Source organism: Methanolapillus ohkumae (genome assembly GCF_032594355.1).
Classification (GTDB): domain Archaea; phylum Halobacteriota; class Methanosarcinia; order Methanosarcinales; family Methanosarcinaceae; genus Methanolapillus; species Methanolapillus ohkumae.
In genome coordinates, this window is sequence record NZ_CP131061.1 from 1,180,564 (window position 1) to 1,197,972 (window position 17,409).

General features: G+C 41.4%; 11 protein-coding genes and 1 tRNA gene. 6 read left to right on the forward strand and 6 right to left on the reverse strand.

From position 1 onward, the window contains the following. The first annotated feature begins 35 nt into the window (after window positions 1-35). Together MsAm2_RS05070 and MsAm2_RS05075 are read left to right on the forward strand one after the other, a co-directional pair. The gene (locus MsAm2_RS05070; protein WP_338097182.1) at window positions 36-980 is read left to right on the forward strand and encodes an energy-coupling factor ABC transporter ATP-binding protein; all 945 of its coding nucleotides are present in this window, start codon (window positions 36-38) and stop codon (window positions 978-980) included. Between the two features lie 624 nt (window positions 981-1,604). Then, the gene (locus MsAm2_RS05075; protein ID WP_338097183.1) at window positions 1,605-3,455 is read left to right on the forward strand and encodes a thiamine pyrophosphate-dependent enzyme; all 1,851 of its coding nucleotides are present in this window, start codon (window positions 1,605-1,607) and stop codon (window positions 3,453-3,455) included. 251 nt (window positions 3,456-3,706) lie between these two features. On the opposite strand, the gene MsAm2_RS05080 is transcribed toward MsAm2_RS05075, so the two are convergent. After that, entirely contained in the window at window positions 3,707-5,782 is a 2,076-nt protein-coding gene (locus MsAm2_RS05080) for a beta-propeller domain-containing protein (protein WP_338097184.1), read from the reverse strand. A 311-nt stretch (window positions 5,783-6,093) separates the two neighbouring features. Here MsAm2_RS05080 and MsAm2_RS05085 point away from each other — a divergent pair, with 311 nt between their 5' ends. Continuing rightward, entirely contained in the window at window positions 6,094-6,348 is a 255-nt protein-coding gene (locus tag MsAm2_RS05085) for a hypothetical protein (RefSeq protein ID WP_338097185.1), read from the forward strand. 24 nt (window positions 6,349-6,372) lie between these two features. On the opposite strand, the gene MsAm2_RS05090 is transcribed toward MsAm2_RS05085, so the two are convergent. Further along, window positions 6,373-8,475 carry a beta-propeller domain-containing protein gene (locus MsAm2_RS05090; RefSeq protein WP_338097186.1) on the reverse strand — a complete coding sequence of 701 codons (2,103 nt, stop codon included), beginning with the start codon at window positions 8,473-8,475 and terminating at the stop codon, window positions 6,373-6,375. A gap of 279 nt (window positions 8,476-8,754) precedes the next feature. Then, window positions 8,755-8,826 (reverse strand) — tRNA-Arg (locus tag MsAm2_RS05095). A gap of 221 nt (window positions 8,827-9,047) precedes the next feature. Here MsAm2_RS05095 and MsAm2_RS05100 point away from each other — a divergent pair. Together MsAm2_RS05100 and MsAm2_RS05105 are read left to right on the forward strand one after the other, a co-directional pair. Beyond that, window positions 9,048-9,986 carry a damage-control phosphatase ARMT1 family protein gene (locus MsAm2_RS05100; protein WP_338097187.1) on the forward strand — a complete coding sequence of 313 codons (939 nt, stop codon included), beginning with the start codon at window positions 9,048-9,050 and terminating at the stop codon, window positions 9,984-9,986. A 65-nt stretch (window positions 9,987-10,051) separates the two neighbouring features. Next, complete coding sequence (locus tag MsAm2_RS05105) at window positions 10,052-11,074, forward strand: type II glyceraldehyde-3-phosphate dehydrogenase (protein WP_338097188.1); 1,023 nt, start codon at window positions 10,052-10,054, stop codon at window positions 11,072-11,074. A 202-nt stretch (window positions 11,075-11,276) separates the two neighbouring features. Here MsAm2_RS05105 and MsAm2_RS05110 read toward each other — a convergent pair whose 3' ends face one another. Beyond that, window positions 11,277-12,080, reverse strand: a complete 804-nt coding sequence (locus MsAm2_RS05110) for a DUF3307 domain-containing protein (protein ID WP_338097189.1) — start codon at window positions 12,078-12,080, stop codon at window positions 11,277-11,279. Window positions 12,081-12,215: 135 nt separating this feature from the next. After that, the gene (locus MsAm2_RS05115; RefSeq protein WP_338097190.1) at window positions 12,216-12,941 is read right to left on the reverse strand and encodes a SatD family protein; all 726 of its coding nucleotides are present in this window, start codon (window positions 12,939-12,941) and stop codon (window positions 12,216-12,218) included. Window positions 12,942-13,624: 683 nt separating this feature from the next. Between MsAm2_RS05115 and MsAm2_RS05120 the strand changes: the two genes are divergently transcribed. Beyond that, on the forward strand, window positions 13,625-15,652 hold the full coding sequence (locus MsAm2_RS05120; RefSeq protein ID WP_338098512.1) for a sodium-translocating pyrophosphatase: 2,028 nt from the start codon (window positions 13,625-13,627) through the stop codon (window positions 15,650-15,652). Window positions 15,653-15,961: 309 nt separating this feature from the next. Here MsAm2_RS05120 and gatD read toward each other — a convergent pair whose 3' ends face one another. Then, entirely contained in the window at window positions 15,962-17,236 is a 1,275-nt protein-coding gene (gene gatD, locus MsAm2_RS05125) for a Glu-tRNA(Gln) amidotransferase subunit GatD (RefSeq protein ID WP_338097191.1), read from the reverse strand. Window positions 17,237-17,409 lie beyond the last annotated feature (173 nt).

A 17,409-nucleotide genomic window follows, 5' to 3' on the forward strand; every position in this document is an offset into this window, starting at 1 on the left:
AAAAAGTAGAATAAATAAAAAGGAAAGGAAAAGACATGGAAGAAAAGAAAGGATCAAAAATTGAAAATCAAATTCCGGCGCTTTCCCTTTCTCATTTAACCTACATTTACCCAAACAAAAAAACAGCACTTTTTGACATTTCCTTTGACGTTTTCCCGGGAGAAAAAATTGCCATTGTCGGACCAAACGGTGCCGGAAAGACAACGCTCTTTCTTCATCTCAATTATACTTTCAAGAGCAAGGGCAGTATTCAAATCAACGGAAAAGACATTTCGGATTACAAAAATGCAGACCGTGTCAAAGAAATCGGAATTATGTTCGCCGATCCGGACAACCAATTGTTCATGCCGACCGTTTTTGACGACATTGCTTTTGGACCGCTCAATTTGGGACTCTCGGAAGATGAGGTTAAAAAGAGAGTTAAAGACGCAATGGAAATGACCAAAACGACCGACCTCAAAGACCGGGTTCCCCACCACTTGAGTTTCGGGCAAAAGAAAAAAGTGGTTCTCGCATCCATTATCGCGCTCCGGCCAAAAATTTTGGTGCTCGACGAGCCGACCGCCAATTTGGATCCGAAAAGCAAGCGGGATGTTCTTGCAATCATTGACCGGCTCAACCAAGATGGCATTACAACAATTGTGGCGACACATGATGTTAATTTGCTGTCGGAACTCGCCGACCGGGTGATTGTGCTGAATGAAAGAATTATTGAAACGGGAACGCCGAGGGAGATTTTTTCCGACATCCGGTTGCTTCAAAACAATAATTTGGAAGCTCCCGAAGTCTTTAAGCTGTTCCAATTGTTGTCTTGCATCGGATTTAATTGTGAAGAACTGCCGCTTAATTTTGAAGAAGCCGTCAATGAGATATTATCGCAAATTAAAAACGGAGAAGGACATATTCATTTGCATTCTCATTCAGAATCTCATGAGCACATTCACCAATTAAAAAAGAATTATGGAAACGGGAAACATTAATTTTACCGATTTTGTATCTTTTTTATTTTTTTTATTTTTGAGGATTTTTATTTTTTAGTTTTTTATTTTTGAGGATTTTTATTGTTCTTGAGAATTTCGCTGATGAGGTATTGCTGCTCCCATTTCCGATTTTTATTTGAGCAGTATGCACGCGCGTTATGGCACCCGATTTTAAAAATGATATAAAAATGACGAAACGTTTTTTTTTCAAAAAAATAAAAAGTCATGTCTTATTTAAAATTTTAGCGCCGCCGCATTTGTTTCAAATTTTACAATCCGTGGTCATTATGTTTCAAACATCCACATCATCCTAACAAATTCGAAAAATTCAAGATGCAACGCATCTTGAATTTTCAAGTGGGTTTGCTTGATTTGGAAAATAAATTGAGAAGAATTAGAAATAATTGGGAGGAAGATCAAATATTTTCGTGACCAAAGGACGTATCATTCGCATGGAAAATTTTAGAAAAAAGTGACCTTACCACTGAAAAAATAAAAAATGGAAAAATTGAAAATTTTAAGTTGTCTCCCCCTTTGAAAAATTACAAAGGCAAAGCATATGAATTTTTACAAAGAAATGAATGGACGGTATTTTTTTATATATCTATTTGGATAATTTAATGCATGAATCAAAAAATCGAGGAGTCGGATTCGCCTTCGTCTTTTATTTCCGGAAGCGCCGCGTTTCTTTCAGCCGCTAAAGACTGCCGGGTCTCCTTCGCCTTTGGAGTCCCCGGATTTCCGATAACGGATCTTGCGGAAATGTTATTTTCAGATTCGGATTCTTCTTGTTCTTCGGATATGTCTCACTCTTCCGATTCTTTTTTAAAACCCGGCTCCGGTTGGTTTTCGAATGAAAAAACCGCTTTTGAATGGGGACTGGGCGCATCTTTTTCCGGCCGGCGTTCCCTGATTCTTGTGAAACACGTCGGACTCAACATTCTTTTAGATTCCCTCATGACGGCTATGACCCACACCACCGGCGCCGGTCTTGTCATTGTCGCCGGCGACGACCCGGAAGTTTTAGGGTCTCAAAACTGCCAGGATTCCCGGTATTTTGGCGCGGTTGCCGGGACAGCTGTTTTTGATCCGTCCAATCCCCGCGACATTTACAATTATGTCTGCCAATCCTTTTTATTATCAGAGGAAATCCGCGCGCCGGTAATAATCCGAATAACGGCGGACGTTTTAAACCAAACCATGAACGAAAAACTGGTTCATGCCCGCCAAGAAGAATTCCTTTCGAATTTAAACCCGGCTGGCCCGGCAAATCCGAAAGAAGAAAAAACGCGGCTGTCTCCGCTTTATGACAAAACGATCTGGAATTTGAAAATGCGGGGAAAACACCAACGATTTCATCTCTTCAATGATCCGATTTTACAAAAACTGTCCGAAGACCACTGTTTTAGCGATTCCGAATCCTTTCATTCCGGAGCACCGGTCAAAATTAAAAAAATATCTCTCCCCGGCAAAAAAATCCCGGCATCGGTTCTGACGGCCGCCCCGGAAACCATACCGTCTGCCGCCTCGGCGACAATTCCGGTCATCCCCTCAAAATTCACGGAAACCCTGCCGGTCTGCCCGGAAATTGGAATCATCACCTCCGGCCAATGTTTCCCGGAAGTCTTTTCGACCTTTGAATTTCAGTCTTCCATTTCATTTATGAAAGTCGGAATTGTCTCTCCACTCCCGATTCAAAAAATCAGGAAATTTTTGTCGGAATTTTCCAGGGTTTTGGTCGTTGAGGAATCCGAGCCGGTTATTGAAGACCAAATCCGAATATTTGGAAATGTTTTGGGAAAGCGCACCGGACACGTGCCATTTGGAAAAATCAAGCCGGAAGATATGATTTTTGCGGTTGAGAATATTTTCACCGACCACGTTTTCAAAGACATTTTTTTGCCGGCCCGTCCGCCCCACAGCACCGCCGGCGCCAAAAAAGAATTTTGCCAAGAAAGCATTTATCCCGCATTTTTCGACATGCTGGCCGAAATCAAAGAAAAAACCCACCTTTCCATTGTCGGAGACATCGGGTGTTCCATGTACGGCGCCGTTCCCCCTTACAGCGTAATGGATGCCGCCGTATCGCTGGGCTCTTCCATCGGCATCGGCTCCGGAATCAGCACATCCCTTTCCAAAAAAACAATTGCCGTTATAGGGGATTTTTCGCTGTCGCATTCCGGCATTTTAAGTTTGACCGAAGCGGTCCGAAAAAATGTTCCGCTTTTGATTTATGTCATGCAAAACAATGCCGCCGCCATGACCGGCGGACAAACGGCACCGGACCTTGAAGATCAAATCCGGTCAATCGTTCACGCCGACAAAAAATCATCCTGCACCTCCTATTTCTGGCCTGAAAAAGAACAAGCGGCGGAAAATAAAAAGAAACAATTTTTTGACGAATTGAAAAAAATAAGTCTGGAAGAACTTGAAAAAGAAGGAATTTCAATCATTTTAATCAAAATGAGCGATTAAATCGAAAATAAAAAAACAAAAAAAATAAATCCAAAATAATTGGAAATAAAAATAAATCCAAAATAAAAAAACAAAAAAAATAAATCCAAAATGATTGGAAATAAAAATAAATCCAAAATAAAAAAACCGCAACGGAAAAAAAATGGATAACTAAAATAATCCTTTTTTTCAATTGCGGTTATACGTTTTTAACTTATTTTCGTTTGTTGTTTTACTGTTTTTGTTTCAAATTTTATTTTTCAAATTTCTTTTTAGTAGTATGGCATCGGATACGGCCGGTACATATTTTCCGGATATTTGGGCTGCGGAATCTCAATCTTCTTGGTCAAATCCCAGGTGTCCTGATTCAGGATATGAATCTCTTTGTCTGAGAACGTGTACAAGAAATTGTTGATGTATACTGAGCGGATGACCGATGCTTCTTTGTGGACATCATCCTTGACCATGGTAATGTCGCCATCCTTGATTTGCATGACATAAGCATGCTCATACGTCGGAATCACAAGCAAATTCCGTCCCGCATCCCACATAAACGCATGGTGGTCATAAAGGGCGGAAGAGCCGGAATAGTTGCTGAACACATAACTGTCGAGTTCGGTTGGGTTTTTCACATCCGTCACATCAAAGAGCGTCAACTTCATCTTCCAGTCATCCGCATATCCGAGACCGACCACCAAGTTTTCACTCAACGGGTGCAAGTAAGTCGAGTAGCCCGGAAGCTTGAGTTGTCCGAGAACTTCCGGATTTTTCGGGTCGCTCAAATCAATGACAAAGAAGGGATCGACTTGCTTGTAGGTGACCAAGTAAAGACGGTCTCCCGCATACCGGGCGCTGTAAATCCGCTCGCTTTCGGCAAGACCGGTGACACTTCCGACAATGTTCATCTTTTCATCCAAAACATAAACCCCGTTGGTCATTTCTTCCCGGGTTAACCAGCTGTTTCCAACCGTTGTCGCCACCCGGAAGTAGCCGTCATGTTCATCCATGGAGAACTGGTTGTTAATCTGTCCCGGAACAACACCGGTAGTGACAGCAAAGTTGTCCAAATTGATTCGGGTGATTGTTGTGGTTTCGCTGTCTTTGATGACTTTAGCGAGGTAAGCCGACCAGGCTTCATTGTAAGTGTTGTAATAATTCTCCCGCTCTTCGTTGGTCATTTTTTCCGTGTAGTTGTAAACAACTTCCATGACAGCCATATACTTGACATTTTCACTCAAGTAGTCGGTACCCATCACTTTATTGATTTGGCTCATGACATCTTGCGGATAATATTCGGAACCGTGCGCCTGAATGAATTGAAGTTCAATCGCTTGGGTATCCGGATAGAAATAATTGGTCATGTACAAATTATTGCCAGAGGCGTACATGATTGTGGAGTAAGAACCAATCAAAGCAACCGTGTCCTCAAAGTCTCCGGTCTTCATGTCCACAGCGGAGACAAAGTAAGTCACATCGGTCGACGGGCGGATAATCGTTGGTCCGACCGGATAGTAGCAGCGGTCAAAACTCATTTTGGCGTTCATATAAATAATCGGTCCGCCGGATCCGACATCTGATTTTTGGACAACCATGTACAATTTCCCATCAATCATCCGGGATTCGATGTAATATCCGTCCAGCGTTTTGCTCCAGGTTTGAACCGGTTTTGCCGGGTCGGAAACGTTGTAAGAGGTCAACGCGTTGGATGTTATCGTAATCAAGGTATCATTGAGCAAGTAAAGGCTGCCGCCGGGTCCGATGTTGGAAATAATGGAGGCCAATTCGGGCGGCAAGGAATCAATGACAAAGGTGGTTTGGAATTGCTCATATTCGTAGTAGCCGCCGTAGGAATTGTTGACAAAAGTCATATTGGTCGGGTACCAAAGCTGTGGCGTGTAGTAAATGTAGTTGCCGTCGGTTTTGACCAGGTCGGCTTCATCCACACCGACCACTTGAACATTTGTTCCGGAAACGCGATCCACCGAACTGCGATCTTGTGCGCTTTCTACGTAGTCGGTCGCCGGTGCGGTGGGTGCTATTGGCATTGGCGTTGGCGTTGGCGCAGCCATTTCCGCAGACACCGTTGCATTTCCTGTTGCTCCCGACATTTTGCTGCCGGAATCCATCATCACTCCGCCACGAATAACGTTTGTGCTATAGGAGGAAACATGGCCGTCATAATTGGCGGAGAAATATTCTTCCATTTGTTTTTCGGAAGTAAACGGAATCATGCCGACTTCTTTGGCCGTGCCGGTCTGATTGTTCGATGACAAGCATCCGCTTGCGAAAATTGAACTCATCAGGACCAGAACCAAAATGGCCGGCGCCGCAATTTTCATAAATTTCATAAGAGAACCTCTTTTCTTTTTGTTTTTGACAGAATTGTCAAATGTTTGAGAACATTTTTGATGTATTCGTTTATTCAATAATAGTATCTGTTCTAATACGTTCATCAGCTCATCCAATAATTGATACAAATCCCGTATCAAGCGTATTTTTAAAAAACGCGTTTATTGGCGTCCGTGATAAGAAGAAGGTTTCTGTCTTATATATACGTTTATTAAACTTCAAATGCAGTTGAAGTATTCAAGAAAAAATATAAATGAAAAGGCATGGCAGCGGAAAAATAAAACAAAAGAAAAATTAAAAAAACAATCCCATGGTTTTGGTTGAAAAAAAGAAAAGCAACCCAGGGCTTGGGTTGAAAAAAAGAAAAGCAACCCAATGGCTTTGGTTAAAAAAAAGAAAAGCAACCCATGACTTTTTGGAAAAAAGAAAAAATATACGCGTTCTTTTGGAAAAATTAAAAAATGGGTGCCATAACGCGCGCTGTGGCATCCACCCCAAAAAATCAAAAAGTAAAAAAGAGAAAAAATACCACCCGCAAATAAATATTTGCGGCGGCATTCATTGATTTTATTTCCGTCATTTGCACAGTTTATTTCACCGGAACCGCCGAGACCGGCGGCGGTGATGCCGCCGTCGTTGGTGTATTTGCCGGCATATCCGGTACCGGTTTTCCATAATACGGGTACGGATAGGAAGAATACGGATAGGTCGGCTGCGGAATGGAAATGACTTTAACCAAATCCCATGTGTTTTGGTCCAGAATGTGAACTTCCTTGTTGGAGAATGTATACAAGTAGTTGTTGATGTAAATGGACCGGATGACAGAGGATTCTTTGTGGACGTCGTCTTTTTTCATGGAGATGTTGTTGTTTTTAATTTCCATAATGTACGCGTGTTCATACGTCGGCAGCACCAGCACATTGTATTCCGGATCCCATAGGAAAGCATGGTGGTCGTACAAGGCTTCCGAGCCGTATGTGTTTGTAAAGACATAGCTGGAAAGCTCAATCGGCGCGCTGACGTTGGTCACATCAAAGAGAGACAACTTCATTTGACCGTTATCCGTGTAGCCCAGACCCAACACAAGCGTGTCGTTGATCGGCTGCAGGTAAGTCGAGTATCCCGGAAGTTTGAGTTCTCCGAGAACGGACGGCTTATTAGGATTGCTGACGTCAATCACAAAGAACGGATCCACTTGCTTGTAGGTGACCATGTAAAGCCGGTCGTCGACAAAACGGGCGCTGTAAATCCGTTCCCCGGGGGCGAGGCCGCTTAAATTTCCGATGGTTTTCATTTTTTCATCCAAGACATAGACCCCGCTGGACCGGTCATCGGACAGCCGCCAGTAGTTGCCCACTGTGGTTGCGACACGCAAATTGCTGTCGTATTCATCCATGGAGAACTGATTGTTGATGAGACCTGGAACCGTTCCGGTGATGACGGTAAAGTTGGTTAAATTGATTTTTGAAATCAAGGTACTTTCGCTGTTTTTAATATATTCTTCCAAGTAAATCGAATAGGCTTGGTCGTATTCGTTGTACAGATTGCTGCGCTCTTCCGATGACAGGGTGTTCATGTAATCGTAAATGGTTTCGGATACGGCGGTGTATTTGACATTCTCGCTTAAATCCGGGTTGTCGACAATCCGCCCGATTTTGGCCATGATGTCGCTTGGGAAATAATCGTTTCCATATTCCGTAATAAATTTCATGGAAATGGCCGTCTCATCCGGATAGTAATAGTTGGTCAAATACAAATTATCCAAGGAGGAATAAACAACCGTGGAAGAAGGTGAGCCGATGAGTGCGATTGTTTTTTCAAATGTGCCGTTTCCGACATTGATTTGGGAAACGAAATAAGTCGAATCGGTTGCCGGGCGGGTGGTCACGGGTCCAACCGGGTGGTAGTAATCCGTGTACGGAATCGGATTTCCCATGTAGATGACCGGATAGACGGCGCTGTAATTTTGGGCGACAAGGTATAATTTTCCGTCAATCAGCCGTGATTCCACGTAATATCCATCCAAATCTTGATGCCAAATCATAACGGGTGCGGCCGGGTTGGTGACATTGTAAGCGGAAATGTCTTGATAGCTCACCGCCACCAGTGTGTTATTGATCAGATAGAGTTCTCCGGTCATTCCGATATTGGAGAGCACGGCCGCGGTTTCCGGCGGGAGCGCGTCAATGACAAAGGTGGACGGATATGTTTCGTAGTTGTAATACATGCCGCCGTAAGAATCATTGACGGCTGTCAGGTTGTAAACGTAATAGTTTTGCGGAGTGTAGTAAATGGTATTGCCATCTGTTTTGACCAAATCGGCTTCATCGACCCCGGCGACCTGAACGTTTGTTTCGGAAACCCTGTCAATCGACCCGGAGCCGTCGGCTGGTGCCTCCGGAGATGCCGGAACATTGGGCATTGCGGGGGTGGTCGGTGTTGCCGAACTATCGGATGGCGGCCGAGGCGATGGATTCGCGGTTTCGGGGACCGGCTGAGCCTCACCGGAGATGGAAATTCCACTGCGATATGAATAATCCGGCTGGTAAACGGTTTCAAAATAGGTTTGCATTTCTTTTTCAGAGCCAAACGGAATCATGTCCATTTCCGTATCAGATGTGGGAGTGTTTGACAAACAGCCGCCGGCAAAAACCGCAGCGCTGAGAATCAAACAGGAAAGCAGTAAACTCATGAATTTCATTTTATCACTTCTTAAGTTTAAATAAACATTAAATGAAAATTGAAGTCACATTTTAATCAAATTTTTAAAAAACAATTCATTCATAAAATCAAAACAATCTAAACACTTCTCTTTAATATATATAAATTTGTCAATAAAAATAAGTTCAATTTTATAATAAAATCATTTCTATTTCAGTCAAAAAATAGTACTAAAAACAATGAAATAACTGAAAAAAAACGAAAAATAGCACTAAAACCAATGAAATAACTGAAAAAAAATAAAAAAAAGCGGGCCTATTGCGATTCGAACGCAAGTCGACGGATTCGAAGTCCGTCAGGATATCCGCTACCCTATAGGCCCAAAAAATTCAAGCACGACGAAGAACTAGAATTATCATCTTTGGTTTTAAAGGTTTTGATTTCGTTTTAAGAATGGAAAAAATGTCAAACAGAAACCATTTAATAATTCAATTCCATTTTGATTTCATTGATTTAATATATTACGATATTTGATTCCATGATTTGTTTGATAATGTTTTTTCATGTTTTTTCATGTTTTTGAGGGTTTTTTGAGGGTTTTTCATGAAAATAAGTCCGCGTTGCCCATATTGTTTATTGTCCCGCGTCCATTACCAATGTGGATTATCGACCAATGATCCCACTCTAGTCGAAAAAGTAATGAAAGAGTGTCTTTTGGTGATGAGCCGGGAATACAGGGGGGACAAGACATCGACAGATATCGCAACAGCGGTGCATCGAAAATGCTATGAAGTCTTAAATGACAACGACCCGTACCGGGAAGTTAAAAAAATCAACAACGAAACGGCTCTTGAAATTTTGCCGTCGGTTTTAAAATTAATTTACGGGACCGACCCCGCCGGAAATGCCTACACGGTCGAAAACAGTCCGTATCCGATTGAGATTCTTTTTAAGAATGCGGTTTTGGCAAGTGTCATTGGCAATTATTTTGATTTCGGCGTGATGGGACACGACGCGTCGGATGCGGATTTCAAAAAAGAATTTTCCACACATTTCCAAAAAGGATTGGCGGTCGATGACACGGATGACATGCTCACACGGCTTTCCAACGTGGTTTATTTAGCGGACAACTGTGGAGAGATTGTTTTTGACCGGGAAGTTTTGCGTATCATTCAAAAGATTCAGCGGCAAATGAACTCCCTCAAAATCCCAACAAAATCTATTTTTGTTGTCCGGGGAAAACCAATTTTAACAGATGTCACCTTAAAAGACGCGGAGGAACTTCATATCGGAGAACTGGCCGATGAGATTTTAACAACCGGAACGAATACGGTCGGTCTTTCCGTTTGCGAAGCACCCCAAGAAACGATTCAGGCCATGAAAAATTCCACCTTAATCATCAGCAAGGGAATGGCGAATTATGAAAGTTTATCCAACGAATATTTCGGACCGATTGCTTTTCTTTTGAGAACAAAATGCGAAGCTGTGGCAGAATCATTGGAACTTTCCATGGGCGTGTCGGTCGCAAAAGTTATTCTGTAACTCGAAAAGGTAATAAATATAAAAACTGTAAACAAAATTTAAATTTTTATTGAGGATGATGGACGATGTCAAAGGTTAAAGTTGCAATCAATGGGTACGGAACAATTGGGAAACGTGTTGCAGATGCTGTTTTCCTTCAAGACGATATGGAAGTCATCGGCATTTCCAAGACAAAACCGAATTTTGAAGCGCGAACCGCTGTTTTAAAAGGATTTCCGGTTTATGTTCCGGAATCCAGCATGGATGCCTTTAAAAAAGCCGGTCTTCCTGTTGCCGGAACCATTGAGGAAATGGTGAAAAAAGCGGATATTGTTGTGGATTGTACACCGGGAAAAATCGGCATCACCAATAAAGAGCTTTATGAGAAGGTCGGTGTCAAAGCCATTTGGCAAGGCGGGGAAAGTAAAGATGTCTGCTCCCTTTCATTTAATGCTGAGGCGAACTACGATCAAGCGTATGGCGCGGATTATGCGCGTGTCGTATCTTGTAACACGACCGGCCTTTGCCGGGCGATTTACCCGCTTGATCAAAAATATGGCGTGGAAAAAGTCCGCGTAACGATTGTTAGGCGCGCGGGAGATCCGGGAGACATCAAAACCGGACCGGTTGATGCTCTTGTTTTGGACCCGGTCAAATTGCCGTCTCACCACGGTCCGGATGTCAAGACGATTATGCCACACATCAATATCACCTCGGCCGCCATTAAAGCGCCGACGACATTTATGCACTTGCACGTGCTCAACATTAAATTGAAAAAAGAATGCACAGTTGACGATATTAAGAAGTTGTTCGTATCCCGCCCAAGGATTAAACTCATTTCAGACGGCATTTCATCCACCGCTGAAATCATTGAATTCGGACGGGATTTGGGAAGAAGCCGAAATGATATGTGGGAAAGCTGCGTCTTTAAAGATTCGATTTCAATCGACGATGGAGAGCTTTATTTCTTCCAAGCGATTCACCAAGAATCCGATGTGATTCCCGAAAACATCGACGCGATTCGAGCGATGACAAAACTGGAAAAGGACAATTTAAAATCGATTGAAAAAACAAACAAAGCGTTGAGAAAAATCGGAATGGATTTCTGATTTTTCTATTTTTTCTATTTTTTCTATTTTTTCATATTTTTGTTTTCATTTCCGAAGGCAGCATGCGCGCGCATTATGGCAGCCAATTTTAAAGATTGAAAAAACATCATAGTTGGCTTTTTTTGTATTTTTTTGAATTCATTTCGATTTATTTCATTTTCGATTTATCTTGAATCATTTCATTTTCAATTTTATTTTTGATTTATCCGAATTTGAATATCAAAAGATAAGCTGCCAGCGTAATCAACATGCTGTACAGCGTTCCAATCAAATAATATTCCGCAAAAGATGGATCTTTGGAAATTTTATCATAACGGGCAATGGACTTCGCCGTCATGATTAAACCGACGGCGGCGAATTGACCCATTATCATAAAAAATCCCATAAGGAGACGTTCTAAAGAACCTATTGTAGCGCCGGCTCCGGCAATTGTTACATCGTTTTCCGATTCTATTTTTAAGGGTTGATATTTTGAAAATATTTTTTTAAAACTAATGTTGGTCGGCTTTAACAAAATGAGGAGGTACAAGAGAATCTGTATTCCCAAATACAAATCTTTTGAAATAAACCATGGCCTGGGAATTATTTGGATAGGATTAGAAATTCCGTACGAAACAATGAATATAATACCAATGTGCAGCAACTGATCCCAAATGAAATAATTTTTATTTTTGTCGGGGCTTAATCCGTTCTCACCAGCTACCTTTGTTTCCGCTCTACATTTTACCAGGTCAATAATCATGTGGGAAATAATTATGAAAATCGTAGCAGAAATAATGATTTCCCAGTTCCATTCTCTGATTAATGCGTGGGGACCATATTTGAAAAAAAAGAATCCGGCGGCAATCATTACCAAAAATGGGACAGCATAAAGAATACAATGAATCAGCGTTTTTTGATAATTGCCGGTCTTTTTTTCCGCCATTTGGCTTGTTTGCAAATAAAAATCACCCATGAAATGACAAATCAGAAAAATAAACAAATAAAATCTGAATATTTCAAACATTCCGCTTTCTCCTCATGTTTTTATAATCTTTACCATTTACTTTGTTTTTTATCATTTACTTTATCTTTTTATCATTTACTTTATTTTTTTACAATTTACTTTATTTTTTTACAATTTATTTTATTTTTTTATCATTTACTTTATTTTTTTATTTTCCTTCCCATTTCTCTTATCATTTCCCCACATCTCCTGTAATGCTTCGCAAATAGATTTTTTTGTCCGAAGATAGTTGTAATAACCTGTGTTTTTAATTTTGAAATTGACACTTTGGACAGACAAATTTAAGAGAACGGACAATTCTTTTTGAGTTATTTTTGTATCGTATCCGAAATGAAGAATACTCTCCTTAATTACATTTTTTTGTGTTTTTCTCCATTTACTTTCCATATAATCACAAAGGTGTAAGCTTTCATTCACCACATTGAGAAATTCATTTTCATTTTCATCTTCTTCATTCAAGCCGGCTTGAATCATTATTTTGGACCGTTTGTAGTCATTGTGATCATGAATAATATTGATTGCTTTTCGAGCATTCCAAAAAGCCGGACCATCTGCCCCAACACTGGATTCTTTGTTAATTTTTGTTTCAATATTACCGATTCCGATGCCAAACCGAATTTCAACCGGCTCCATCAAAAATTTAATCCGGTCAGTTATTTCAAGTAACCGTTCTGCTTTTATTAACAGTCCTTGAAACTCATCACCCAAAGTTATGACAAATTTGGATGCAATATCCTTTGCATATGTTTTATTAATATCATTCAATACGTCATTTAATCTCTCTTGAAGTTGATTTCTGTCCGTTGCTTTTTTTGAAGAAATAATATCCCCAATAACCGCAAAATATGTCTTTTCAGTCAATCGTCATCCCTCAAATATTTTTTGTTTTGAATTCATGGATTATCATATATTTTATCAAAAACGTGAGATATGGGCATTACAAACATTCATTTGTAAATCCATGTTTTACCATTTATTTCTTAAAAATCGATGTTTTATCATTTATTTCTTAAAAATCAATCTTTTACCGTTTATTTCTTAAAAATTAATGTTTTACCGTTTATTTCTTAAAAATCAATCTTTTACCGTTTATTTCTTAAAAATTAATGTTTTACCGTTTATTTCTTAAAAATTAATGTTTTACTGCTTATTTTTTAAAAATCAATGTTTTACCGTATATTTTTTAAAAATCAATGTTTTACCATTTATTTTTTAAAAATCAATGTTAAACCGTTTATTTTTAAAAAATCAATGTTATTTTATTTATAATTATCTGATTAAAAATGAGTTGAAATGTAATTTTGCTTTATTTCAAAAAATAAAGAGTGTATAGCTTTTCAACCCCGTGAAACAATGATGTGAAACAATTATATAGGTAAATATCTAATTCCATGCAAAACATGCTGTTTCTCCACCAATTGTTTTGAACAATTTATAGAAACTGTTTGTGATTTTTACGTCATTTTTATCATATTTGTCAATTTGTGAATTGTCTTAAAAATATGAATTTATAAATTTCATTTTTCAAAAAGAGGTTTACCATGATGGAATATTTGATTTATCTTGCGCCCATCTCCGGTATCATCAGTCTTCTCTTTGCAGGTTATTTGGCCAAAAAAGTTCTCAGCGAGGATAAAGGGTCCAAAGAAATGCAGGAGATTTCCGGTGCTATTCAGGAAGGGGCAATGGCTTACTTGAATCGCCAATACAAAACCATCGCCATTGTGGCGGTCATTTTAACCATTTTAATCGCGGTCCTTTTACCGGATGGAATTAAGATTGCGATCGGATTCGTTTTTGGTGCGCTTTCATCAGCTGCCGCTGGTTATATCGGCATGAATGTTTCCGTTCGTGCGAACGTCCGAACCGCAAGCGCTGCACGCCAAGGTCTTGAAAAAGCATTGGGAGTCGCTTTCCGTGGCGGTGCCGTTACCGGCCTCTCCGTTGTCGGCCTCTCCATTTTGGGAGTCAGCATCTTTTATATTCTTTTCGGCGACGTCGACCTGGTTATCGGATTCGGTTTCGGAGCCAGTTTAATCAGTCTTTTCGCCCGTGTCGGCGGCGGCATTTATACCAAAGCCGCTGACGTCGGTGCGGACATTGTCGGAAAAGTCGAAGCCGGAATCCCGGAAGACGACCCGAGAAACCCGGCCGTTATCGCCGATAACGTTGGCGACAACGTCGGAGACTGTGCCGGTATGGGAGCCGACTTGTTTGAAACATATGCGGTCACTTTGCTTGCCGCCATGCTTCTCGGATCCTTGATTATTACATCCCTTCCCAATGCGATTTTGTACCCGATGATTTTAGGGGCAACTGCCATTTTGGCAACCATCGTTTCCATCTATTTTGTCCGCCTCGGAAAGAGCACAAAAATCATGAACGCTCTTTACAAAGGAGTTGCGGCCGCCACAATAATTTGTGCCATTCTCTTCTTCTTTGTGACCGATTATCTGGTCGGCGACTACCACTATTATTTGGCAACATTAGTCGGCATGGTCATCACAGTCTTAATGGTTGTTTTTACGGAATACTACACCTCTACCAAATACCGTCCAGTCAAAGACATTGCAAAAGCATCTCAAACCGGTGCCGGAACTAACGTCATCTCTGGTTTGTCTTTCGGTTTTGAAAGCACGGCTCTTCCGGTTATTGTGATTATCCTCGGCATTTTGATTTCATATTTCATTGTCGGCGGCGCTTCTGATCCGACAACCGGTCTTTACGGCATTGCAATTGCAGCCGTTGCCATGTTGTCCACCACCGGAATGATTGTCGCACTCGACTGCTATGGCCCGATTACGGACAATGCCGGCGGCATTGCTGAAATGTCCAAGCAACCGGAATCGGTTCGTGAAATTACGGATGCGCTTGACGCCGTTGGAAACACCACCAAAGCTGTCACCAAAGGATATGCGATTGGATCCGCCGCACTCGGTGCCCTTGCACTTTTCGCGGACTTTAAAATTAAAACAAATTTGGATTCCGGCATGCTTGCCATTGACAATCCGTTGGTTCTTGTTGGCCTTCTCATCGGAGCACTTTTGCCATTCGTGTTTGCCGCCGTCACCATGCGTGCGGTGGGAACAGCGGCAATGGGCGTCGTTGAAGAAGTACGCCGCCAGTTCCGGGAAATTCCGGGAATTATGGAAGGTACGGCAAAACCGGAATACGGAAAGTGTGTCGATATTGTGACTTCTGCGGCGCTTCGCCAAATGGTGGTTCCGGGAATCTTGGCCATCGTTGTTCCGTTCTTGGTCGGCATATTATTTGGTCCTGCGGCACTTGCCGGTCTGTTGATCGGAATTATCGTAGTCGGACTCATGCTTGCGATGACCTTAAACAACGGCGGCGGTGCTTGGGACAATGCGAAAAAGTTAATTGAATCCGGCCTTTACGGCGGCAAAGGTTCTGACGCACACAAGTCAGCCGTTGTCGGTGATACCGTTGGAGACCCCTGCAAAGACACCTCCGGTCCGGGCTTAAATGCTTTGATTAAAGTCGTGAACATGGTTGCCATTTTATTTTCAACGCTGTTCCTCGGCGGCGGACTTCTCGGCGGATTGTTCTAAATAAAACATAATAAAAAATAAAACAAAAATAAAAAACCGGCATTCGCCGGTTTCTTTTCTTTTTTTTCAGTTTGTCTATCGAATGCTATTATTGCAATCAGCTTACGGTTTCCAGCATTGCCGCAATCTACTCGTGGTTTTCCAGCAACTGCAATCTACTCGTGGTTTTCCAGCAACTGCAATCTGTTGATGGTTTGAACACTATTGTTTTTTCGACAAACATAAAAATTTAAAAATAGGGGCAAATCTGATTTTTAAAACCGAGACCAAAATCTGATTGCCATACAATATTAGAACCGATTTTTAAATTTAATCAATAATCATCGATGAGATTTCGCCGCGTAAGTCCTCAACCAGTTTTTTTTGGACGGTTTCATAATCCAATCCTTGCCCGAGAAGCCACATCATTTTAACAAAAACAGCTTCCGTGGTTTGGTCAACCGCTTCAATCGCGCCGGCTTTTTTCATGTTCTGACCGGTTTCATACGTATCGATTGCCGTTGCTCCAAAAATACATTGAGACGTGACAATGACCGGAATTTTCTTGACGGCCGCTTTTTGAATGACAGAAACCCAATCATCAGAAACGTGACCCAAGCCAACGCCCTCCAAAACAATTCCTTTGTAATCGTTTTCGAGATAATAGTCCAAAATATCGGGGCTGGAACCAGGGACGAACTTAACAATCGCGCATTTGGTCTCAAGTTTGGGAGAGAGAGAAAGTGTCTTTTCACCGCGTTTTGAGTAAGCCGTGTTGTCAGACATTAATTCAAACCGGTCGGATTTGTAATCGATTCGGGCCAGCGGCGCCATATTTATGGATTTAAACGTGTCCCGCCGGCTTGTGTGCATTTTTTTCGCTTTGACGGCGCGGTGAACAAAACAAAAATCATCCGATATGCTGCCGTGCATCACAATCATGACTTCCGCGATGTCGCTTTTCGCCACTTTGGCCGCACAAATCAAATTCATGTGGTTGTCGCTGCTGGGGCGGTCCGGACTTTTCTGAGCACCGGTAAACACAATCGGAACAGGAGTTTCAATCATATAGGAAATCGCGGCGGCCGAATAAGCCATCGTATCGGTCCCATGCGTTACGATAATTCCGTCGGCGCCGTTTTGAATTTCCTCATAAATCGCCTCCGCCAATTTAATCCAGTGCTGAGGGCCCATATTTTCAGACAGCAAGCTAAAAACTTCCCGAGCAGTAAAATCCGCAAAACCATCCAGTTCCGGAACTTCCGACAAAATATCGGCGGCCGAAAACGAAGGAATGACGCTTCCCGTTTCCGGATTAAAGTAACACGCAATGGTTCCGCCGGTAGAGAGAATAGAAATCTTTTTACCGGATTTGCTTTTTGAAAATGCCGGCGCATTTTTCGCAGACGGCCGGACTAAAAAAATCGGCGGGTTTTTTGGCGACTCCAAAACTTCAACACGGACCGCGTCTTCTAAAAAGCCGGAAATATAACCACCGCCGGTCATTTTAAGCGTGATGTAACCGGGCTCCCCCGAAATAATATGCCCTTCAAAAAAAGCGCCGTCCTTTTCGATTCTGACAAAATCTCCAATTTTATATGACATTTTTCGCAATCCTCTCCCTGATTTTTCAAACAATTTCAATTTTAAACATAAATATTCAATCAAATTAAAAACAAAAAGATAAAACAAAAAGATGAATGAAATATTTAGAATTATGAGATTATAAAAGAAAATGATTTCAATCCGATATATTATATTTTTTAATAATTATTTAT